This is a genomic window from Vibrio sp. 1731 (assembly GCF_033339955.1).
In the GTDB taxonomy this organism is placed as follows: Bacteria; Pseudomonadota; Gammaproteobacteria; order Enterobacterales; family Vibrionaceae; genus Vibrio; species Vibrio alginolyticus.
Genome location: NZ_JAWOVO010000008.1, coordinates 36,621 through 59,221, shown reverse-complemented (window position 1 = coordinate 59,221; position 22,601 = coordinate 36,621). Strand labels below are relative to the sequence as shown.

Genomic DNA, 22,601 nt, shown 5'->3' with positions numbered 1-22,601 from the left:
GCATAGCTGCTTTCCAATTCTTCGTGGATTCATAGTGGCTTTATTACGTTTTGATGTAAAGAGTTAATATCGGCGAGGTATGCATAAAAAAAACACCGAGCATAAAGCTCGGTGTTTTGATGTTTAGTGCAAGACTCTATTAGTCTTTGTACAGTTTAAACTCTTCTGCACACTCAACCAGCTGGTCACGCGTTAGCATAAATACGCCATGACCGCCGTTCTCGAACTCAATCCAAGTAAATGGAATCTCTGGGTACTGTTCCATCATATGAATCATTGAGTTGCCAACTTCACAAATAAGAATGCCGTTATCTGTTAGATAATCTGGCGCGTTAGCAAGAATACGACGCACTAGTTTTAGACCATCCGTACCCGCAGCTAAACCAAGCTCAGGCTCATGCGTGAACTCATCTGGCAGGCTGTTCATGTCTTCTTCATCCACATATGGTGGGTTAGACACGATTAGATTGTATTTCTCTTTTGGAAGATCACGGAACAAATCAGAGCGAATTGGGAACACTTGCTGCTCCATGCCGTGATCTTGTACGTTTTGCTCAGCCACTTGTAGAGCATCTGTAGAGATGTCGATCGCATCCACTTCTGCTTCAGGGAAAGCGTGCGCACAAGCAATCGCGATACAACCAGAACCCGTACATAGGTCCATGATGCGCGTAGGTTCTTCCACCAACCAAGGTTGGAATTCCGCTTGAATCAATTCGCCGATAGGAGAACGTGGCACAAGTACACGCTCATCGACGAAGAACTCAAGACCGCAGAACCATGCTTTGTTTGTTAGGTATGCTGTTGGCGTACGCTCGTTGATGCGTTTTACTACGCGCTCAACAATACGCAGACGCTCGCTTGTCGTTAGGCGAGAGTTCAATACGTGCGGAGGCACATCAATCGGCAAGTATAAGGTTGGCAGGATAAGCTGAACAGCTTCATCCCACGCATTATCAGTACCATGACCGTAAAACAGGTTCGCTGCATTAAAGCGGCTTACCGTCCAACGAATCATATCTTGAAGGGTATGCAGTTCCGATACCGCTTCTTCTACAAAAATCTTATCCAAAATTGCCTCCGAAAAGCGCTACAATACTGCCAATAAAGTTTATTAATGAAATTGTTTACCTAATGAGCAAAAAAGACACCGAGAACGATGACGATTTCGCCTTGTTTCAGGAAGCAGTACAGGGCGTAAAAAAGTTGCGACAGGATACCATAATCCAGCAACCAAAAAAAAATACTAAGCAAAAAGAAATCAAGCGCTCCAACCGTGAAGCGAGTGACTCTGAATTTTACTTTTCAGACGAGTTTGTCCCTCTATTAAACGATGAAGGTCCAACTCGTTATGCACGTGACGACGTCTCCACTTATGAAGTCAAACGTCTACGTCGTGGCGTGTATGTACCGGACGTGTTCCTCGATATGCACGGCATGACACAGCAAGAAGCAAAACGCGAGCTTGGTGCGATGATAGCCTATTGCATCAAAAACGAGATTCATTGTGCGTGTGTGCAACATGGTATTGGGAAACACATCCTGAAACAGAAAGCCCCACTTTGGTTAGCACAGCATCCTGACGTTATGGCTTTTCACCAAGCGCCACTAGAATTTGGTGGTGATGGTGCGTTGTTAGTGTTGCTTTCTATTCCTGAAAAGTAACAGGCTTGCTGTAGACACGACGAAACGAAAAGGCAGGGATCTCCTGCCTTTCTTATTCTGTCTCTAATTTGCAAACGCTTATTTTGGTTTAGACACTTATGGCGTAATATGCCAAAGCACTTCACCATTTTGTGTTTGTAAATCATATTCAATGCACACTAGCCCTGATGTAGGAAACATCGGTGGTGTCATGTCTTTTACAAACTCTGAAGTCAGATAACCGACCAAAGGCAAATGCGATACGAACAAAAGCGAGTCCAATTGTTCGACTTCGATTAACGCACTTGCGAAATCGAAGACATGCTCGGACTGGCCATAAGGTGTAATATCTTCACAAGTTTCAATGCTTTTTGCAGAGAAATACGCACTGATCTCTTGCCAAGTTTGTTGAGCTCTAATGTACGGACTCACCAACACTTTATCGAATTGCGCAAACCCCTGTTCTTTACAGGCTCTAGCAACCGCTTCTGATTCGACTCTGCCTCTTGGGGTCAATTGTCGTGCTGCGTCTGAATCTGCAAAATGCTCGGCTTCACCGTGACGCATGATGAATATTTTCATGTTATTTCCTAGGGATAGCTAACGCTACCAAAAGGTTGACTGCTATCTTTATTAGATAGACGGGGCTAACTTTAACAATGACGAAACAAAAATACTGATATAATTATCTGTTCATTATACCAATTAGCTTGTTAAAGATAGCGACTTTCTTAACAATCTATTAAAAGAATGTACTCAGTTCATCACACTATTTAACTGTGCAATGAGTTCAGAGCATTCACTCAAACAGTTCTTCCCCATACGCAAACGCGATGGGCCTGTGCAGAAGTCTACGAATAACAAAAATACGGCAAGCAGTATTTGTCGAAACGCAAACTTTGCGCCCCCCGCGAGGGGAGCCTAAATTACTGTAATGCGAAATCTGGAGACGCATCGTGCATCTAAGTCCTAACGATTCAAATCAATACCGCTACATTACCTTGAGCAATGAACTGCGTGTACTGCTGATTCATTCCGATACAGCTCAACAGTCGGCAGCTGCTCTGGCAGTGAACGTTGGACACTTCGACGACCCAAACGATCGCCAAGGTCTGGCACACTATTTAGAACACATGCTTTTTTTGGGTACGGAAAAATACCCTAAAGTGGGCGAGTTTCAAAGCTATATTAGCCAACACGGTGGAACAAACAACGCTTGGACTGGTACAGAGCACACTTGTTTCTTTTTCAATATTGCTCCAAATGCCTTTGAAAGTGCCTTAGATCGATTTAGCCAATTTTTTACCGCACCTTTGTTTAACGAAGAAGCATTAGACAAAGAACGCCAGGCTGTCGACTCCGAATACAAGCTCAAACTCAATGATGATTCTCGTCGCCTGTATCAAGTTAACAAAGAAGTCATCAATCCAGAGCACCCGTTTTCAAAATTCTCTGTCGGAAACTTAGATACTCTTGGCGACCGAGATGGTAAATCCATCCGCGACGAAATTGTGGAGTTTCACCACTCTCAGTATTCCGCCGATTTGATGACACTGACTCTATTTGGGCCACAGCCGCTCGATGAACAGCAAGCTTGGGTAGAAGCCATGTTTGCCGACATCCCAAATCACCATCTTCGTGGAAAATCGATTGATGTACCGATCGGCACTGAGGAAAGCACGGGCATTTTGGTTCAAGTCGAGCCGCTCAAAGAGTTCCGTAAACTGATTCTCACATTCCCCATGCCGGGAATGGATGCGCATTATAGCGTGAAGCCACTCTCCTACTTTGCTCACCTGTTGGGTTATGAAGGAGAAGGCAGTTTGATGCTTCAACTCAAAGAAAAAGGCTGGATTACTTCTCTCTCAGCGGGCGGCGGCGCGAGTGGCAGTAACTACCGAGACTTTACCGTAAGCTGCACCCTGACGCCAAACGGCTTAGATCATGTTGATGATATCGTTCAAGCAGTTTTTCAATACCTCTCGATGATCAAACAAGACGGGTTAGATGAATGGCGCTATCTCGAAAAACAAGCGGTATTAGAATCGGCTTTCCGCTTCCAAGAGCCATCGCGCCCAATGGATCTCGTCAGCCATCTGGTGATCAACATGCAGCACTATCAACCGGAAGACACGGTTTATGGTGACTACAAAATGGCGGGCTACGATGAGGAGTTACAGCGTTCATTGCTGCGATACTTAACCATCGATAATGTACGCGTCACTTTGATTGCTAAAGGCCTGGAATACAACCGTACTGCCGAATGGTACTTTACCCCGTACTCCGTCACACCTTTTAGTGAAGACCAACGTCGTTTCTATCAACAAATCGACCCAAGCTGGCAATTCGTCTTACCGAAAAAGAACCCTTATATTTGCTACGACCTCGACCCCATGCCACTCGAAAATGGTGATTCGCTGCCAGAGTTGATTGAGGATCTCGAAGGGTTTCGGCTGTGGCATTTGCAAGATGACGAATTTCGCGTGCCTAAAGGTGTCGTTTATGTCGCTATCGACAGCTCTCATGCCGTTGCATCACCAAAGAACATCGTCAAAACGCGCTTATGTGTAGAGATGTTCCTCGATTCGCTAGCAAAAGAAACCTATCAAGCAGAAATCGCAGGGATGGGTTACAACATGTACGCTCACCAAGGTGGCGTGACCTTAACCCTCTCAGGGTTCAGTCAAAAGCTGCCTCAGTTGCTAGAAATGATTCTGCACCGTTTTGCTTCTCGAGATTTCAGCCCTGCTCGCTTTGAAACCATCAAACAACAACTGTTACGAAACTGGAGAAATGCTTCACAAGATCGCCCTATTTCGCAGCTGTTTAACGCACTTACGGGGTTACTTCAACCCAATAACCCGCCTTTCGCAACCTTAGTCGAAGCGCTAGAAGAAATCGAAGTCGATGAACTCTCGGTATTCGTAGAATCCATTCTTGCAGAACTGCACGTTGAAATGTTTGTTTACGGAGACTGGCAACGCCAGCAAGCCCATGACATGGCTACGACCTTGAAGGATGCTCTAAGAGTTAACGAGCAACGTTATGAAGAGGCACTTCGCCCGCTCATTATGCTAGGTAAAAATGGCAGTTTTCAACGTGAGGTGCATTGTAACCAGCAAGATTCCGCGGTCGTTATTTACCACCAGTGCGAGGATATTGAGCCTCGTAGTATCGCGCTATACTCATTGGCCAATCACCTTATGTCGGCAACGTTTTTCCACGAAATCCGTACCAAGCAGCAATTAGGTTACATGGTAGGCACTGGCAATATGCCGCTAAATCGTCACCCTGGTATTGTACTATATGTGCAGTCACCTAATGCAGCACCTGCCGAGCTGGTTACCTCAATCGATGAGTTTTTAAATGCCTTTTATATGGTGTTGTTAGAGTTAAACGATTACCAATGGCACAGCAGTAAGCGCGGCTTGTGGAACCAAATAGCAACGCCGGACACCACACTTCGAGGTCGGGCTCAACGTCTTTGGGTTGCGATAGGAAACAAAGACACTGAGTTTAACCAACGTGACAAGGTACTTGCGGAGTTGAAGAAGCTGACGCGCGCAGACATGATTCGCTTCGTTGTGAACGAATTGAAACCTCGTACTGCAAATCGTTTGATCATGCACTCTCAAGGTCAAGCGCATTCGGAGGCTCCGCGCATCCATCTAGGACAAGAAATAGGATCGATTGAAGAGTTCCAACTTCGGCCAAAAGATTGCGGCTTGGGGTGATCTAGTTGCACAGAAATAAAATTGTCGATTACTAGAATGAACCTACAAACCCATGAGGTTGTCGGTCTCATAGATTGAATCGGCACCATAATTGGCAGAAAATTGAAATTACGCCATTGCGGCTTATGCTCTAATTACCGCACTAAAAATAACTTAATGAGGTAATCATGAAAAAAGCACTTTTACTTGTGGCTCTTATACTGCCATTGGCATCTGCTCACGCTGAAATCTCAGTCAAAGGCGATGGCTTCGAATTAAGTGACGACTGTGTGCGCCTTAGCGGAGACAATGTATCCATCAAATCAGATGATTGCTCTTCAAAGCAGTGGAATGATAAAGACAAGAAGAAGTAACCATTTCTTCTTTATGAAAAAGGCTTGCCACTGGCAAGCCTTTTTCTCTACCGAAGCAACGTTTAATAGAACGTTGTCCCTTCACCAGCTCGAGTAAGCAAACCATCACATGGCGCGTAACGATCGCCATACTTCGATGCAAACTCATTCATTTTCTCTACGAGCTCTTTAATGCCAAATTGGTCCATGTAACGGAACGGACCACCCAAGAACGGTGGGAAACCAATACCAAATATCGCGCCAATATCACCGTCACGTGGCGAGCGAATGATGCCATCATCCAAACAACGTACCGCTTCATTCAACATTGGCAGCACACAGCGCAACGCAATATCGTTATCGCTTAGCTTAGATTCAGGGTCGAGCTTAAGCAGTTTGTAAACCGATTTGTCGACATCTTTCTTCTTGCCCTTGTAAGTGTAAAACCCCTTACCACTCTTGCGTCCTTTACGTCCATCATTTAACAAGATATCAAACACATCCGGCCCTTTGAATCGGTCACCTAACTCGTTAACCAGAATCGGCATAATTTTCGCGCCAATGTCGACACCAACTTCATCCAACAAGGTAATCGGGCCAACAGGGAAACCAAAATCAAGCAACGCCGTATCAATCTTTTCGATCGGTTCGTTAGCCAGCAGAATATGCGCCGCTTCGTTCATGTATGGCGCAAGAATGCGGTTCACGTAAAAGCCCGCTTTGTCTTTCACTACGATCGGGGTTTTACCTTGCTTTTTAGCAAGTGCAACGACTGTTGAAATGGTTTCATCTGACGTCGTTTCATGCGGAATCACTTCCACCAACGGCATTTTTTCTACCGGGCTGAAGTAATGCAAACCCACTACGTTTTCTGGACGCTCCGCTTTTTCTGCAATTTTGTGGATAGGCAACGAAGAAGTATTGGTCGCAAAGATAGTTTCTGTCTTAGCGTTTGCTTCAATGTCCGCCACCATTTTTTGCTTAAGATCTAAGTCTTCAAAAACGGCTTCAATTACGACATCAATATGATTAAAACTGGTAAAATCGACACCACCAGACAGTTGCAGCATTTTCGCTTGCAGATCGGCCTTGGATAGAATGCGACGTTTGCGCTGTTTCTCAAATAACTTGTAGTTGTAGTTGAGCGCATTTAAAACGCCATCGTTGCTAACGTCTTTGATGCGAACAGGTACTTTTGCTTTTGCAACAGACACATGGCTGATTCCGGCGCCCATCAGACCACCACCAAGCACACCAACTTTATGAACTGGTGCTGGTTTCGCATCCGTGCCATTTTCTTTCTTCATTTCTGTTGTGGCAAAGAAGATCGAACGGAGCGCTTTTGACTCTGAGCTCATCACAAGCTCACCAAAGCGCTTCGCTTCAAGTTCTTGGCCTTTAGCGAAGCCTTTCTCTAAGCCATGTTGAATAACTTCTAGAATTGCAACCGTTGCTGGATAGTTACCGCGAGTTTTTTGATTCGTTTTCTTCGCAGCTTGCTCAAATACAAACTTGCGCCCTAGCCCGCTACCAGACATCACCTTTTCTTTCGTCGATAGCTTTTTCGTACCCTTGTTTTTACCTTTGTCGATAAACTGTTTTGCTACGTCGAGCAAAATGGTGTCAGGCACACAGGCGTCCACAACGCCCAGTTTTTTAGCTTTCTTCGCACGAAGTTGTTTACCCGTCAGGATCAAGTCCAACGATGGTAACAGGCCAATCAAACGTGGCAGACGCTGAGTACCACCAGAACCTGGCAATAAACCAAGTTGTACTTCTGGCAGACCTAAACGCGTTTTGTCAGAATCCGTACAAACACGATAATCACATGCAAGAGCCAGTTCTAAACCACCGCCCAAACATGGGCCATGAATGGCCACAACGACAGGATACGGTAAGTCCGATAGCTGCTGGAACAACTCCTGACCCTGCCTTGCTAAGGCTTCCGCTTCACTTGCTGTGGTGCATGCTTCTAGCATTCTAACATCTGCGCCCGCAACAAAATTGTCCGGTTTTAGGGAGTGGATGATCATCCCTTTAATACCACTGGAGTCTTTTAGCTGAGCAAAAATTTCTTTCATTTCGTCAGCAAAAGCCGCCTGCAGCGTATTCATTTTTTCATTAGGAACATCGATGGCTAACCAAGCAATATTTTGCTCATCAACCTTTAGACTAAATGCTTTTTGCTCGCTCATTACTCAACCTCCAGAATCATTGCCGCACCAAGACCACCAGCAGCACATGCGGTATTCAATGCAATACCACCGCCAAGGCGTTTTAGCTCTCGTAGGGTTTGCGTCATCATACGCGCACCAGTCGCAGCAAATGGGTGACCATAAGCAATTGATCCGCCAAGCACGTTGAACTTATCCATGTCAATTTCACCAATCGCTTTTGAGCGACCAAGGTTTTCTTGAGCAAACTTATCGGAAGCAAACATCTTCACATTCGCCAATGCTTGAGCAGCAAAGGCCTCGTGCATGTCGATCAACGTCAAATCTGACAGTTCCAAGCCTGTATTTTCAAGCACTTTCGCTGTGGCATAAGTCGGACCCATCAGCATGTCCTTTTCCACGCCGATAGCAGAGAATGCATAACCTCGGATGTAACCAAGGATCTCCATTCCGAGCTCTTTCGCTTTACCTTCTCGCATCAACATCACTGCCGCACCACCATCAGTCAATGGCGTACTGTTCGCTGCCGTAACACTGCCATACTGACGATCAAACGCAGGTCGCAATTTCGCGTATCCCTCAACCGTTGAGTCATGACGAATATTGTTATCTTCCGAAATCCACTTTTTGTATGGTTCAGGGAAAGCCGTCATCACTTCATCTTGGATTTTTCCTTCTTTCCAAGCTTGAGAAGCCAGCGTATGAGAACGATGTGCAAGCGCATCCTGTTCTGCGCGAGAAATACCATGTGTTTTAGCCATTTGCTCTGCAGTTTGTCCCATGGATAAACCCGTAGAGTACTCTGCTACTGCTGGTGGCACTGGCATCAGGTCTTTAAAGCTCAAGTTTTTGAGGATACTAAGCTTCTGACCCATTGTTTTTGTCTTACTAAGAGCAAGCAGATTAGCGGCCAGTTTCTTTGATACGCCAATAGGCAGGACGGAAGAAGAGTCTGCACCGCCAGCAATACCAATATCGATGGTTCCCGCCATGATGCTTTCTGCGACATTAACCGCCGCTTGAAAACTCGTCGCACACGCTCGAGTCACACTGTATGCATCAGTATGGATGTTCATACCAGTGCCTAACACGATTTCTCGTGCGATGTTTGGCGCTTCAGGCATTTGTACTACTTGTCCAAATACCACTTGTTCGATTAGCTTCGGATCAATATCTGTTCGAGCAAGCATTTCGCTTACTACCATTTTCCCTAAATCGACCGCTGGCACTTGGCTAAATTCCGTGCTTTGACGAGCAAAGGGAGTTCGAAGCCCCGCGACAATAGCGACACGCTCACCATTGCGTGTTTTTACTTCCTGCTTGCCCATTGTTTCTCCTTAAATACAAGAGGTCTGACCTGATGCATTGTAATGAATTTGTTAAATTTATCAAACGTGCGTTTAAATAAACGTGAAGCAAGTAGTTCAATTACTCTACTTCTTTGATTCTTATGCGATTACTAATGGTTAACTATAGAGAGTTAAAACGGTAAGAGGTATACGGAAAGTAAAATCGAAGCAAAAAAAAAACCACACATAGCTGTGTGGTCGGAATATCTATAAAACAATTAACTTACGCCAATTGAAAAGTAATCAGTTTCCTGATTAGGAGAAAGTAAAGTCAGCCTTCAAAAGGAAGTGTCATCTTGCTCAACATGTTAGTCGCAATGACTAACGAGATGACAAGGTGTACTATAACCCCTTCACTGCTTGATATTTTGAAATAGATCAATTTTATAGTGATTTTACGAGTTTTAAGCTCATCTAGAACGATTATTGATTCAAAACAATTCAAGAATCCACCATCAGAAGTCCCTTTTAATGCTCCATCTAGTGAACTTATCCAAGCCATTGATTACTAATGATGATATTGTTAACAATATATATCAATTCGTGTTCGATGATATCTGACATTTGCGTATACACTTTTAGGTAACCACATGGCTTATTGTGTCAAAGGGGTTGCATGACAAATCCTGCAACCAAAACCGCTAAGCGATGAAACAAGTAAAGTCATGCTCAGAACAAGTAAGAAACTCACAGAGCGAGGATGGAGGCTCCTGTGGCCATATTAAAAATGTTTGGAAAGAAAAATTCCAACAGTCCGGTCAACTCTGATATGGACAAGCAAAGAAAATACGAAGCGCTCGTCCGAGGGTATCATCGTGACTTGTACCGCTACGCATATTGGTTGTGCAAAGATAAAGCGGTCGCGGAAGATCTAGTTCAGGAAACCTGTCTTAGAGCTTGGAAGTCACTCGATAGCCTCCAAGACGAAAAAGCTGCCAAGTCTTGGCTCATCACAATATTGAGACGAGAAAATGCGCGCCGCTTCGAACGTAAACAATTTGATTTAGTTGATATCGATGATTACGGCAATGATGCTAAAGTCAGCGATGACTCACATCATCAGCAAGAATGGCTGCAGGCACAGATCATGAAGCTCGATGTTGAATACCGTGAGCCTTTATTTCTCCAAGTTGTCGGTGGTTTCAGTGGAGAAGAAATTGGCGACATTCTTGATTTAAATAAAAACACAGTGATGACTCGACTATTTCGCGCTCGTAATCAACTTAAAGAGATGTTGGATTCTCAAGATACCAAGAGAGGACAAAAGAATGGATGATTTAGAATTTCGTCGTCGTATTTTGTCGGATCCAAAACAAAAGGATGAAGAGATTCTGCAAGCTTTAGCTGGTAGCGACGCCAACAATAAGTTTGTTGATGACGTTTTGGATCTCGATGTAAAAATTAAACAAGCCATGAATGTGGATGTACCCGAAGATCTCGCAGATAAGATTTTATTTAGCCAGACGTCGAGTGCACTTGATGAAGAGAAGGTCGTAAGACCAAACTTTGTCCGCAAAGCAATGGCACTTGCCGCTTCTATTGCGTTCACCGCAGGGTTATTAGTTGGCCAAGTAAACTGGGGAAATGTTTTGGTGTCTCCAGCACAAGCCAGTTTAGCGGATACCGCGATGAAACACGTTATTCATGAAGAACCGTTTGTTCGTCATCTTGATGAGGATGTACCGAGCTCGCAAATTAATGCGAAAATGTCGCCATTTCATTACCAGTTTAGTGAAAACTTTCCATATCACGTTTACTACCTAAACCACTGCGGTTTTGGCGAATCCAATGCGGTGCATATGGTGTTCCAAGGTCCAAAAGGTAAAGTAACGTTATTTATTACTGGTATTCCAAGCGAACAAAGTACCGACTTTAGTAAGGATGGCATGACCGGAATCGTTCAGCCCGTCGGGAGTTCAAGCCTGATTTTAGTCGGGGAAGAAGGTGAAAATATTGATGCGCTCGCTACGACTCTTGCATCAATGATTAAGCCGATGTAACAACTTCGACGATTTCCAGCCTTCAAAAGGTTAAATGCCGTTAAATGATCTTATTTAGCGGCATTTTTGTATAAATAGAACACAAAACATTCACCACCCCTATCGCATTTAGAGCTTAAACTCTAAATTATGCATTTTAAGTGCAATTTCCCGTCTTTTAGACATCATTTCTGCAATTTCTATTCAATTTTATCCAATGGTCGGATTTGTCCAAGCAACTATTGATACTACTATCTGCGCCACTGAGCAAAAGCTCAATTTATCGTCCAAAGAGACGAATCTAATAAGGAAAAACAAATGACTCAGAACACGCGTCTGTTTAAAAAGACTCTCCTTGCAGTAACGGTAGCTTTTGCCTCAGGTCAATCGATGGCAGCGGGTTTCCAAATCAACGCTCAATCAGCAACTGGCATCGGCCGTGCATTTGCTGGTGATGCGGTAATCGCAGATAATGCAGCAGTAATGGCTCGTAACCCAGCAGCAATGGCTCTGTTTGATAAAATGGAACTGTCGCTAGGCTTCGAAAGCATTACTTCAATGATTGAAGTGAAAGATGCGAAATATAACGTTAATACTCCTTTGGGCTCCAATACTGTAAGTGTTGCTGATACTGATGATGTGGGTGATACGTCAATAGCTCCAAACATTCACCTAATCGTTCCAGTAAATGACAAGTTTGCATGGGGCGTAAACGCATACTCTAATTTCGGCACTAAAACTGAATTTTCAGATAACTACACCGCAACAGAGTACGGTGGTCTTACGGATGTAAAAAGCTTCAACTTTGGATTGGCGGGTTCTTACCGTTTAAACGAACAATGGAGCTTTGGTGCTGGTTTAGATTTAATCTACGGCCAAGGCACAATGAAGCGTACAACTAGCTCTTCAGTCCCAAGGGTTGGCGGTCAAAAAATTCTGGACGTAGATAAAGCTGATGGTTGGGCTGTTGGTTTTAACGTAGGTACTGTGTACGAACTAGATGAAAACAACCGTTTTGGTCTAGCGTATCGTTACAGCCCTGAATTTACGGCGAAAGACGACAAAGGTCAGGAAATCACGCTACCTCTACCAGATATGGCCGAGTTTTCCGGTTTCCACAAAATCCAAGACACTAAATTTGCTGTACACTACAGCATCCAATACATCGGCTGGAAAGATTTCGACCAAATTGATTTTGAGAACCTAAATCAGGGTTTACTTAAAGGTGGTTACTCGAAAGACTATCAATGGCAAGATGGCTGGCACTACGCAATTGGTGGTACTTACTACCTAAACAACAACTGGACACTTCGTGCTGGTTACATGTACGACACAAGCGCTCAAGATAAAGTAACGTCTATCTCGGTACCAGACTCAGATCGCCAGTGGTTCTCCACAGGTTTCTCTTACCATATTGATAATAGCTCAAACATCGATTTTGGCTTCACGTACTTGTTAGGTGAAGATGTAAAAGTTAATGAGAATACTCAATTAGCTCCTGGTCTTTCTACCGGTGTAACAGCAACAACTCATGCTGATGCAATTCTATTCGGCTTACAATACAGCCGTAGCTTCTAAACGCTTCGCTGTTAGTTAGTAGAAAAATACTTTATATAAAAGGCTGGATTTCCAGCCTTTTTTCATATCTGCGATTTATTGCCCACTCAATTTGAGTGAACACGTGTATCTAAATCTCACAATTAGGACGCACAGCTGTTCGCTGAATTCCGTTTACAAGCCTTTCACAGTTAGATTATTAAACCACATAAATAACATTTGAAAGGATAATATTCCAAATGACCACTTACGCTGGATTTTCATTTCTAAAGTAAAAACTCTACCTTTAAACTTTCGTCCCACGTTATAAACAAATCAGCGAACATTCGAATGAAAACCAACAAGACTCTTCTATCAACAGCAGTGGCATTAAGCCTACTTGGCACAACGGGCATGGCTAACGCAGCAGGTTTCCAACTTGCTGAATATTCTGCAACAGGCCTAGGTCGAGCATATGCTGGTGAAGCTGCAATGGCTGACAACGCAAGTGCACAATGGCGTAACCCAGCAATGCTAACTTATTTGGAAGGCACTCAAGTGTCCGTTGGTGCAATCTATGTGAACCCAAATATTGATATTGAAGGTGATGTAAACTTCCACGGTAGCACTTCTTCTGCATCTTCAGATGACTTCGCACATGATGCAATCATTCCAAACTTCTACCTATCACACCAATATAATGAGAAATTCGCGATTGGTTTGGCATTTGGCACCAACTACGGCATGGAAACCGATTTAGGTAAAGGCTTTGGTGCCTCGCACTTCGGTAACGAAGCAAGCGTAACGACAATGGAAGCGAACTTGAACGCAGCTTACAAAGTCAATGAATCAATCAGCGTTGGTGGTGGTATCCGTTACATCATCGGCGAAGGCAGCTTTGGCGCAGCAGCTCCTAGGAATAACGTTGTAGGGTTAAATCCTGAAACTAATCAACCAATCAGTGTTCCTCAAGGTACCGCTCTAAAATACATGGAAGGTGACGATACCGCTTGGGGCTGGCAAGTTGGTACAGCATGGCAGATCAATGAAAATAACCGTATCGGCTTCGCGTACAAATCTGAAGTTGAACTAAAGCTTGAAGGCCATGCTGAAGGTCTTGGTTTTGGCTTCGGTACTTCTGAACGCGACAACGGCTACATGTATCTAAACCTGCCTGCAACGGCTGAGTTGGCAAGCTTCCACCAAGTAACAGACCAACTTGCGTTACACGCAAGCGTTAACTGGACGGATTGGAGCTCTTTCGAGAAATTGGAAGCACGTCTAAATACTGCTGGCACGCATATGGTTAAAGTAGAAAACTGGGAAGACAACTATCGCTTTGCTGTTGGTGCTACTTACCAGCTTGATCCTAAGCTAGCGCTACGCACTGGTATTGCATACGATACTTCAGCGGTAAGCGACAAAAACCGCACGATTACTATTCCAGAAACTGACCGTACTTGGCTAAGTATTGGCGCAACGTACGATTGGACGAAAGACTTCAGCCTAGACGCTGGCTTCACCTATATTTTTGCGAAAGACGCACCAATCGTTGAGTCTCGTGGTTACAAGTCAGACGACACTGCAGAACAAGTCGGCGGGCAATTTGTAGGCGAAACTACGGGTAATGTTTGGCTAATCGGTGTTCAAGCAAACTACCGTTTCTAACCAAGCTGCAAAATACAAAAAAGGCTTAGCATCAGCTAAGCCTTTTTTCATTTCTCGATTATGAAGAACAACGCTTAAAAGTCTTCTAGATATTCATCTAAATACTCTTCTTCTTCGATGTTAACTTCTTCTACCGTTTCAACTTCTGCTTTAAAGTTTTGACGCTGGATATAAACATCGCGAGTTAGAATATATGGATCCGGCGACGAGTCTAGCTGCGCTTCTTGCGGTACTAATAAAGCACGCTTCTCCATTCCTTCAAACGCCCACTTACCCAAACTCGCCCAGAAGTTGAGATAAGAGAGGGGTAAATACGTACTATCTACGGTATCTGTCACTTCACGTAAGGTATACGGACCATAACCTGGAACCATGAAGTAAGGACCATTTCCAACACCATAGTGGCCTACTGCATCACTGAACGCTTTCTCGTCGTACTTCGTAATACCCGCGGCACTTGCAATATCGAATAAACCGAAAATACCGAACGTCGAGTTAATCCAAAAACGGTTAAAGTGGTCCACGGCTTTCGTACCATTACCCATGATTAAGTTATTAACCATGCTTGCTGGCTCATCTAAGTTCGATAAGAAGTTAGCGATACCAGAACGAATAGCAACTGGCGTGTATTCTACATACGCAAGTGATACAGGACGAACCAAATACGGATCTAAATATTCGTAGTTGAGTTCCCACATGGTTCGGTTAAAGCCTTCCAACGGGTCATACACATCAGAAGTCGTTTGATTTGTTTCTTGTCCTGTTACTGCTTCATCAGGCGCACTTGAACAGCCAACCAGTCCAACGGCTAACAGCAACAAGAAGGTAGATTTACCCTTGTTATACATTTTATTTTCCATAACGACTATTAATGTACCTAAGTCACCCCGATTAACCATTGTACGTATGTTGAGCAGGATACATAGTAAAGATGACTCAGATATGGGAATAAATAAAGGCCAGCAATCGCTGGCCTTCGGTATTCTACTCGATCGTTTAGAGTCATACCACTAAAGGCAACTGACTCTACCTCGTTGTCATGTTTCAGAGACAGATGTTAACAATTAATACTGCTGATCAATGGTCACTTCTACTGGTGCGCCAAATTCAACGACGTCACTTTCTCCGTGCCAATCTTGATCACGCGTTGCTACGTTACCGTCAGAATCTACACGCACACGGACGATTAGCTTATCGAGTGAAGATAACTTTTGCCCTTGCATCATGGCATTGCCATCATCTAATACGACTGTGCGAGGGAAAGTACCTAGCGGATAACGAGCAGCAGCCACAGGCATCGGGGAGCCATCTGAACGATGTACTGACACAATCAGAACTGCGTTTGGATCCAACTGAGCATTTGGTGCCACATTAATTGTCACTGCTACACTCTTATCCGGTGAAACCGCTTCGCCCATTTGCTTACGAGCACTCTCAATACTGCGTGACAACATCTCGTAGCGACTATCTTCTGGACCAATCATTTGCTGCATGATTCCCCAGTACTTGATGGCTGCCGGGAAGTCTTGACGCTCAAACGCATCGAACGCTAACAAAGAAAACACACGCAGATCGACATAGTCTTGCTGCATCAGCTTGCCGAGTAATGAGCGAGCCGTCGCTTGATCCATTTCCTCTTGAGACAGCATCAGAGCTTGTGCATAACCCAACATCACATCAGGATCTTTTGGCTCTAGGCGGTACGATTTTTCCATCGCATCGATAGCTGTGGTGACATCACGATTTGCTAACGCAATACGACCTAGCAGTAACCAACCTGTCGAGTCTTCCGGCTGGTAATGTAAGCGAGTTCGAAGGGCAAGGGTCAAATCCGCCATTTCATCGTCACTCAGCGGCTCAGAAGAAGCCGACATCAGCTTTTTCGATAACTCAGGTAGATTTGCAGACACTTCTTGCCATTGAACAATATCGTCTGACGCGCCAAATTTATAATACAAACCATAGCTCAGCACCACCGTCAGAATTACCGATGGAACTAAAACCGCGATTGGAGAAACCTTAGTTTCTTTTTGCGCTTTATCACCAGGGATATCGTCAAGCAGTGATTGCTTTAGATCAGAAATCAGTTCGTCTTCACTTTCAACTAGACCTTCGTCAGTTTCTTCTGCAAGCTCAGATAGTCGGTCTTTATAAAATGCCTTGTTAAGCTCATCGCGTAACACATCATCATTGTTCGCTTTTTGTTTAAGCAGCGGCAAAGCCACCAGCGCACAAGCAATAAGCGTGAGAACAACGGTGGAAATCCAAAATAGTGTCATTACTTCTTATCTCCGCTGTTCTCTTCTTCAAGCAATGCTTTTAAACGAGCTTCTTTTTGCTCATCCCATTGCTCGTCACTGCTCGCTTTTGCCTTAACTTTAGATTTACGGCTACGCAGCACAATCAAACCAAAACCACCCAGTACTACAGCGAGTGGCCCTAGCCACAAAATCGCAGTCGCGACCGTAAATGGTGGGTTGTAAGTCACGAAGTTACCGTAACGGGCGATCATGTAATCAACAATCTCATCTTTGGACTTCCCTTCTTTGGTCATTTCGTACACCTTATGGCGTAAGTCCTGAGCAAGTTCAGCGTTAGAATCCGAGATCGTGTTGTTCTGACATTTAGGGCAACGGAGCGTATGGCTTAACTCTTTGAACTGCTGTTCTTGTTCCAAATTATCAAACTCGTACACTTCAATGGCCGCATGAGCAGCAAGAGATAATGTCATCGCAGCAAAAACGGCAAGAATTAGCTTTCTCATTGCTTCGCCTCCTCAACCAATTTGTTGTAAAGCGGCTCCAGTGTTTCTGACCAATTACGTGGGTTTACATCCCCTACATGGCGATAGCGAATCACACCATTTGCATCAATAATGAATGTTTCTGGAGCACCATAAACGCCAAGGTCAAGGCCAAGCATACCACTGCCATCAAATAGGCTGATCAAGTACGGGTTGCCGAGATCATTCAGCCAACCTATTGCTTTATTACGATCATCTTTGTAATTCATACCGATGATCTTAACGCCCTTACCCGCCAATTCGTTTAGGTATTTATGCTCTGCATAACACGTTGGGCACCACGTTGCCCAAACGTTCAAGAGCAACGGTTCACCTTTAAAAATTGATTGGTCGTACTGTTTTCCAGGCTCAGCCAGGTCTTCTAAATGAAACTCAGGAACTGGCTTGCCAACCAAAACCGACTCCAATTTAGTTGGATCATCGCCCTCTTGGTTACGCATTAATTGGGTTGCGAAAATGCCCGCTAGAATCATGAAAGCGACAAGCGGAATAAATAAGATTTTCTTATTCATGTTATGCCTCCTGCTCTTTTGACTTCGCATTTTTCTTCGGCGATTTACGGAAGCGGTAGCGTTTATCAGAAATCGCTAGTGCGCCGCCTAATGCCATAATCAAAGAGCCAGCCCAAATCCAACGAACGAACGGTTTATAGTAAATACGAACAGCCCAAGATCGGTTGTCGTCTAAACGTTCACCCATTGCAATGTATAAGTCGCGGCTAATACCACGGTCAATGGCTGCTTCAGTCATCATAGACTTAGCCGTACGGTAGAAGCGCTTCTCTGCGTGAAGCGTATTCACGTATTTGCCATCGTGTGTGATCTCAAAGTCTGCGATGTAGCCATCGTAGTTTGGACCATCTTTATCACGCAAGCCTGAGAAGTAGAAATCATAGCCTTGAATTTGGAAGTGTTCGCCAAGTGCTAAACGTACATCACGCTCGATGCTGTAGTTCTGTACCATCGCAATACCGATAACAGATACCGCCAGACCAACATGACCCAACATCATTGCCCAGTGGCTACGTTGCAGCTTGCGAACACCTTCACTAAAGCTATGACGGTGCGTTGCGCGCTCGTACAGTTCAAAGCCATGCATCGCAATAATCCAAATCGCCATCACCCAACCAATGTAAGCCATGGTTGAGAAGAAATCGGCAAACAGGTACACGCATAGCGCGGCCAAGGCGAAAGCAAGCACACCTGAAACGAGCATTGGTTTCACAAGTTTAGATAAATTGTCTCGCTTCCAACGAATAAGAGGGCCAATACCAAGCAGGAAAGCAAATGGCATCATTAACCACGCAAATAGCATGTCAAAGAATGGCGCACCGATAGAGACCGACCCCAAACCAAGCTGCTTGTGTACGAGCGGCAACAGTGTCCCCACTAACACCACAACAAGAGCGGCGATAAGTAATACGTTGTTGGCTAAGAGCGCATTTTCACGTGAGACTAAGTCGAAGTTACCTCGTACACGCACTGCTGCCCCTTTTACGGCAAACAGCAATAAAGAGCCACCGATAACGAAAACGAGGAAGCCTAGAATAAACATACCGCGCGACGGGTCAGACGCGAACGCGTGCACCGATACTAAAATACCGGAACGGACTAAGAAGGTGCCCAACAAACTCAACGAAAATGCAGAGATTGCCAATAGTACCGTCCACGCTTTAAATGTGCCGCGCTTTTCTGTCACGGCAAGAGAGTGCATTAATGCGGTACCCGCTAACCAAGGCATGAATGATGCGTTTTCTACTGGGTCCCAGAACCACCAGCCACCCCAGCCAAGTTCGTAGTAAGCCCACCAAGAACCTAGTGCGATACCAAGTGTTAAGAATACCCATGCTGCGGTTGTCCAAGGACGAGACCAACGAGCCCAAGCAGTATCAAGGCGTCCGGTCATTAGGGATGCGATCGCAAAAGAGAATGCAACCGAGAAACCAACATAGCCCATGTAAAGCATTGGCGGGTGAACAATCAAACCAGGGTCTTGAAGCAGAGGGTTCAAGTCACGTCCGTCAACCGGGAAGAACGGTAACGTACGTAGGAATGGGTTCGACGTTAGGATGATAAACAGTAGGAAACCCACTGAGATCATGCCCATAACAGCAAGTACACGTGCAACCGACTCTTGCGGCATACCACGACTAAACGTCGCTACAGCGACAGTCCAAGCAGCTTGGATTAAAACCCATAGCAACAGTGAACCTTCGTGTGCACCCCATACTGCGGTTAAACGGTAGTACCAAGGAAGCTGACTATTCGAGTTGCTCGCTACATACTGTAACGTGAAGTCGTTGGTATAAAATCCCCAACATAAAATGGCGAAAGAGAACAACAGCATCAGGAACATAGACCAAGATAGCGGTCGCGCTGTGTTCATTAGCATGGTGTTATTATTCGATGCTCCCCACAATGGCAATACGCTCAACAGCACTGCCATTGCAAGCGAAAGAATGAGAGCAAAGTGACCGATTTCAGCAATCATTGGCCGCTTCCTTGTTTCTGTTCGGTGCTGTATTGAAGCGGTTCATGCGTTTTCTTCATCGCTTCTGCAATTTCTGGTGGCATGTATTCTTCATCGTGCTTCGCTAGGACCTCAAATGCCTCAACTGTCGTGGCATCTTTCAGTACACCTTGAGCAACAATACCCTGCCCTTCACGGAACAAGTCAGGAAGAATACCGTCATAGGTAATCGTCACTTTCGGACCGACATCGTGCAGGTCAAAACTCACTTTCAAAGAATTAGGATCTCGACGAACTGAGCCCACAACCACCATTCCACCGATACGCAGACGCTGGCCTACTTCTGGCTTGGTGCCATCTGGCTTACCATTAACCAATTCCGTTGGAGTGTAGAAAAGGTCCATATTTTGATTAAGCGCATAAAGTATCAAACCAATGGTGGCACTAATACCGATAAAGATCGCTAGTACAATACCTAGCCTCTTTTTACGTCTCGGGTTCATAAGGTGTTCTCCATGTTCTTCGCTGCGTCGATACGAGCTTGACGGTCAATTTTTGCTTTCACTTCTTTCAATAATGCATCACCGCGGCGAAGGCTAGTGATCAGAAGAATCAGCATGGATAAGAAAGTAATACCAAACGCACTCCATACGTATGATGCGTAGCCACCCATGGCAAAAAAGTCGCTCAGAGATTCAAAATGCATAATCAGTTACCTCACTGAGTTTGTTCTGTTGCGAGTTTGCGCACCCAAGGGCGGTGACTTTCTTTACTGATGATTTCGTTACGAAAACGGACCATCGTCACGGCACCAAAGAAGAACGCAAAGCCAAAGATGTTCAGCAATAACGGCCAAAGCATGTCGGATGAAATAGAAGGTTGTTCAAATTTCGTGATCGTCGCACCTTGATGAAGCGTGTTCCACCATTCCACGGAAAAGTGAATGATAGGTAGGTTTACTACGCCTACGATCGCTAAGATACCAGCGGCTTTTGCAGCGGTTTTTTGATCGTCAAACGCATGGTAAAGCGCAATCACACCAAGGTAGAGAAATAGAAGAATCAATTCAGATGTAAGACGGGCATCCCATACCCACCAAGTGCCCCACATAGGCTTGCCCCAAACAGCACCTGTAAGTAGAGCAATAAAAGTAAATACTGCACCAATCGGAGCCATCGCAAGTGCCGCCATATCAGATAGGCGAACTTGCCATACTAGGCCAATAAATGCAGCGATCGCCATCGACATATAAACGCCCATAGACCAAATAGCTGATGGGACATGAATGTAGATGATTCGGAAACTGTCACCTTGTTGGTAATCTGAAGGCGCAAATGCAAGCCCCCAAACCGTACCAACCGATAAGCATACGAGGGCCAATACAGAAAACCAAGGCAGAAACTTACCACTCAAACGATAAGCTGCTTCTGGCTTGGCATAAGGATGTAGCCATTTCCACATGTTTTGTTCTCACTCTTACTTCAGGGACACTGTCTAAAGGGTTGAGACCGTAGCAGTGCTTTAATAATAATTCTTTGATCAAGCGCCGCTTCATTGGCACTTTATTGAGTTAGTTGACACTAACTCGTAATGCGGCACTGATGGCAAAAGGCGTTAATGTCATCGCCCCCATTAGCATCGCACCTAAAATCGCTAGTTGACCGTTATACGCCATACCGAGTGCGGCAGCATCAATTGCCGATGTTGCGAAAATCAAAATTGGGATGTAGAGCGGAAGAATAAGCAAACTCAAAAGAACGCCACCCTTTTGCAACCCAACAGTCAACGCCACACCAATGGCGCCAATAAAACTTAGTGTTGGTGTACCGATCATCAAGGTTAATACAACCGATAGCCAAGTATTGAAGTCGAGCGAAAGTAAAACCGCCAATAATGGGCTAATTAAAATCAGAGGTAACCCTGTTAACAACCAATGTGCTATGACCTTTGAAACCACTACAAGTTGCAATGGAATCGGCATTAGCATCATTTGTTCTAGTGCACCGTCTTGAAAATCATCACGAAATAGACGCTCTAATGATAATAAGGCGGACAGCAATGCGGCAACCCAAACGATGCCCGCTGCAATACGTGCTAACAAATTAGGTTCTGGTCCAATACTCAGAGGAAAGAGAGTAATGACAATAATAAAGAACCACAACGGGTTCAGAATGTCTGCCTGACGGCGAAATGCGATTAGGAGCTCACGACGAATGATGGTGGTCATCGAGGAAATCATATCAGTCACCCAGCTTTATTTTTCTAAGTTTCGGGCTGTCCGCAAACATATCTTGATGCGTCGTCAACACAACAATACCGCCATTATCAGCATGACTTGCGAACAAAGATTCAAGCACCTTGACGCCTTGCTTATCAATGGCAGTCAACGGCTCATCTAAAATCCATAAAATTTGCTTACTGAGCCATAACCTTGCCAATGCGACTCGTCGTTGCTGACCTGCGGAAAGTTGTGCTACAGGCACATCTTCTCGACCAGCTAATCCTACTTGAGTCAAAGCGATAAAGATTTCTTCGTCTGAAGAGCGATTATTTTGAATAGATTGATAAAAACGTAAGTTTTCTAATGCGGTAAGCTCTCGTTTCACTCCTGTTTGATGTCCTAAGAAAAGCAGATCTTGATGGAAAACATCACGAGATTTTTCAACCTCTTCGCCTTTCCATTTAATGACACCTTCTTCTCTATCACCTAACCCTGTCACAATCCGTAGCAATGTAGTTTTACCAGTACCATTACGCCCTTCGATCTGGACCAATTCACCAGGCTTAATTTCAAACTGCAGGTTTTCAAACAGAACCCTTTCATCACGGATTGCTGTCAGGTTAGACACTTCTAACATAGAGCTTCAACTAAAAAATGAACGAGCCGCTATATTAGCACAGCTTAGTTATGAC

20 protein-coding genes and 1 pseudogene are annotated in these 22,601 nt (G+C 44.7%); 7 read left to right on the top strand and 14 right to left on the bottom strand.

What is annotated here, in order from left to right; all coding sequences use genetic code 11:
- Nucleotides 1-139: 139 nt before the first annotated feature.
- Nucleotides 140-1,072: a 50S ribosomal protein L3 N(5)-glutamine methyltransferase gene (gene prmB, locus R7035_RS11255; protein ID WP_005380541.1), complete on the bottom strand. Its 933-nt coding sequence runs from the start codon at nt 1,070-1,072 to the stop codon at nt 140-142.
- A gap of 62 nt (nt 1,073-1,134) precedes the next feature.
- Here prmB and smrB point away from each other — a divergent pair, with 62 nt between their 5' ends.
- The gene (smrB, locus tag R7035_RS11250; protein ID WP_005380539.1) at nt 1,135-1,665 is read left to right on the top strand and encodes an endonuclease SmrB; all 531 of its coding nucleotides are present in this window, start codon (nt 1,135-1,137) and stop codon (nt 1,663-1,665) included.
- 96 nt (nt 1,666-1,761) lie between these two features.
- Here the strand turns inward: smrB and sixA are convergent, their stop codons facing one another.
- Nucleotides 1,762-2,226: a phosphohistidine phosphatase SixA gene (sixA, locus tag R7035_RS11245; protein ID WP_005380537.1), complete on the bottom strand. Its 465-nt coding sequence runs from the start codon at nt 2,224-2,226 to the stop codon at nt 1,762-1,764.
- Between the two features lie 374 nt (nt 2,227-2,600).
- Between sixA and R7035_RS11240 the strand changes: the two genes are divergently transcribed.
- Nucleotides 2,601-5,378, top strand: a complete 2,778-nt coding sequence (locus R7035_RS11240) for an insulinase family protein (protein ID WP_086046947.1) — start codon at nt 2,601-2,603, stop codon at nt 5,376-5,378.
- 167 nt (nt 5,379-5,545) lie between these two features.
- Nucleotides 5,546-5,725: pseudogene (locus R7035_RS11235) on the top strand (CG2 omega domain protein); the annotation flags it as partial.
- Nucleotides 5,726-5,793: 68 nt separating this feature from the next.
- On the opposite strand, the gene fadJ reads toward R7035_RS11235, so the two are convergent.
- Both fadJ and fadI read right to left on the bottom strand, forming a co-directional pair.
- Nucleotides 5,794-7,905 carry a fatty acid oxidation complex subunit alpha FadJ gene (gene fadJ / locus R7035_RS11230; RefSeq protein WP_132936866.1) on the bottom strand — a complete coding sequence of 704 codons (2,112 nt, stop codon included), beginning with the start codon at nt 7,903-7,905 and terminating at the stop codon, nt 5,794-5,796.
- Nucleotides 7,905-9,212, bottom strand: a complete 1,308-nt coding sequence (fadI, locus tag R7035_RS11225; RefSeq protein ID WP_318146135.1) for an acetyl-CoA C-acyltransferase FadI — start codon at nt 9,210-9,212, stop codon at nt 7,905-7,907. The genes fadJ and fadI overlap by 1 nt, the downstream gene beginning before the upstream one ends.
- A gap of 721 nt (nt 9,213-9,933) precedes the next feature.
- Between fadI and R7035_RS11220 the strand changes: the two genes are divergently transcribed.
- The 4 genes from R7035_RS11220 (at nt 9,934) to R7035_RS11205 (ending at nt 14,416) form a co-directional block, all read left to right on the top strand.
- Nucleotides 9,934-10,509, top strand: a complete 576-nt coding sequence (locus R7035_RS11220; RefSeq protein ID WP_005380528.1) for a sigma-70 family RNA polymerase sigma factor — start codon at nt 9,934-9,936, stop codon at nt 10,507-10,509.
- Complete coding sequence (locus R7035_RS11215) at nt 10,502-11,233, top strand: DUF3379 domain-containing protein (RefSeq protein ID WP_033907380.1); 732 nt, start codon at nt 10,502-10,504, stop codon at nt 11,231-11,233. The genes R7035_RS11220 and R7035_RS11215 overlap by 8 nt, the downstream gene beginning before the upstream one ends.
- Before the next feature lie 297 nt (nt 11,234-11,530).
- Nucleotides 11,531-12,790 (top strand): outer membrane protein transport protein, encoded by a 1,260-nt coding sequence (locus tag R7035_RS11210; RefSeq protein WP_005384451.1) that lies wholly within the window; start codon nt 11,531-11,533, stop codon nt 12,788-12,790.
- 309 nt (nt 12,791-13,099) lie between these two features.
- The gene (locus R7035_RS11205; protein ID WP_033907381.1) at nt 13,100-14,416 is read left to right on the top strand and encodes an outer membrane protein transport protein; all 1,317 of its coding nucleotides are present in this window, start codon (nt 13,100-13,102) and stop codon (nt 14,414-14,416) included.
- A 74-nt stretch (nt 14,417-14,490) separates the two neighbouring features.
- Here R7035_RS11205 and R7035_RS11200 read toward each other — a convergent pair whose 3' ends face one another.
- From R7035_RS11200 to ccmA, 10 genes are all read right to left on the bottom strand, one after another.
- On the bottom strand, nt 14,491-15,264 hold the full coding sequence (locus tag R7035_RS11200) for a VacJ family lipoprotein (protein WP_318146134.1): 774 nt from the start codon (nt 15,262-15,264) through the stop codon (nt 14,491-14,493).
- Between the two features lie 216 nt (nt 15,265-15,480).
- Nucleotides 15,481-16,695, bottom strand: coding sequence for a c-type cytochrome biogenesis protein CcmI (gene ccmI / locus R7035_RS11195; RefSeq protein WP_005384453.1), 1,215 nt, complete (start codon nt 16,693-16,695; stop codon nt 15,481-15,483).
- Complete coding sequence (locus R7035_RS11190) at nt 16,695-17,180, bottom strand: cytochrome c-type biogenesis protein (protein ID WP_318146133.1); 486 nt, start codon at nt 17,178-17,180, stop codon at nt 16,695-16,697. The genes ccmI and R7035_RS11190 overlap by 1 nt, the downstream gene beginning before the upstream one ends.
- A complete protein-coding gene (locus tag R7035_RS11185) occupies nt 17,177-17,731 on the bottom strand; it encodes a DsbE family thiol:disulfide interchange protein (protein ID WP_005380518.1) in 555 nt (184 codons plus the stop codon). The genes R7035_RS11190 and R7035_RS11185 overlap by 4 nt, the downstream gene beginning before the upstream one ends.
- A gap of 1 nt (nt 17,732) precedes the next feature.
- On the bottom strand, nt 17,733-19,709 hold the full coding sequence (locus tag R7035_RS11180; RefSeq protein ID WP_318146132.1) for a heme lyase CcmF/NrfE family subunit: 1,977 nt from the start codon (nt 19,707-19,709) through the stop codon (nt 17,733-17,735).
- Entirely contained in the window at nt 19,706-20,191 is a 486-nt protein-coding gene (gene ccmE, locus R7035_RS11175; RefSeq protein WP_005380516.1) for a cytochrome c maturation protein CcmE, read from the bottom strand. The genes R7035_RS11180 and ccmE overlap by 4 nt, the downstream gene beginning before the upstream one ends.
- On the bottom strand, nt 20,188-20,394 hold the full coding sequence (gene ccmD / locus R7035_RS11170; RefSeq protein ID WP_005380515.1) for a heme exporter protein CcmD: 207 nt from the start codon (nt 20,392-20,394) through the stop codon (nt 20,188-20,190). Before ccmD ends, ccmE begins: the two co-directional genes overlap by 4 nt.
- Before the next feature lie 11 nt (nt 20,395-20,405).
- Nucleotides 20,406-21,149, bottom strand: coding sequence for a heme ABC transporter permease (locus R7035_RS11165; protein WP_005380513.1), 744 nt, complete (start codon nt 21,147-21,149; stop codon nt 20,406-20,408).
- A gap of 109 nt (nt 21,150-21,258) precedes the next feature.
- Nucleotides 21,259-21,927, bottom strand: coding sequence for a heme exporter protein CcmB (gene ccmB / locus R7035_RS11160; protein WP_005380512.1), 669 nt, complete (start codon nt 21,925-21,927; stop codon nt 21,259-21,261).
- A 1-nt stretch (nt 21,928) separates the two neighbouring features.
- Nucleotides 21,929-22,546 (bottom strand): cytochrome c biogenesis heme-transporting ATPase CcmA, encoded by a 618-nt coding sequence (gene ccmA, locus R7035_RS11155; protein ID WP_005380511.1) that lies wholly within the window; start codon nt 22,544-22,546, stop codon nt 21,929-21,931.
- Between the last annotated feature and the right edge of the window lie 55 nt (nt 22,547-22,601).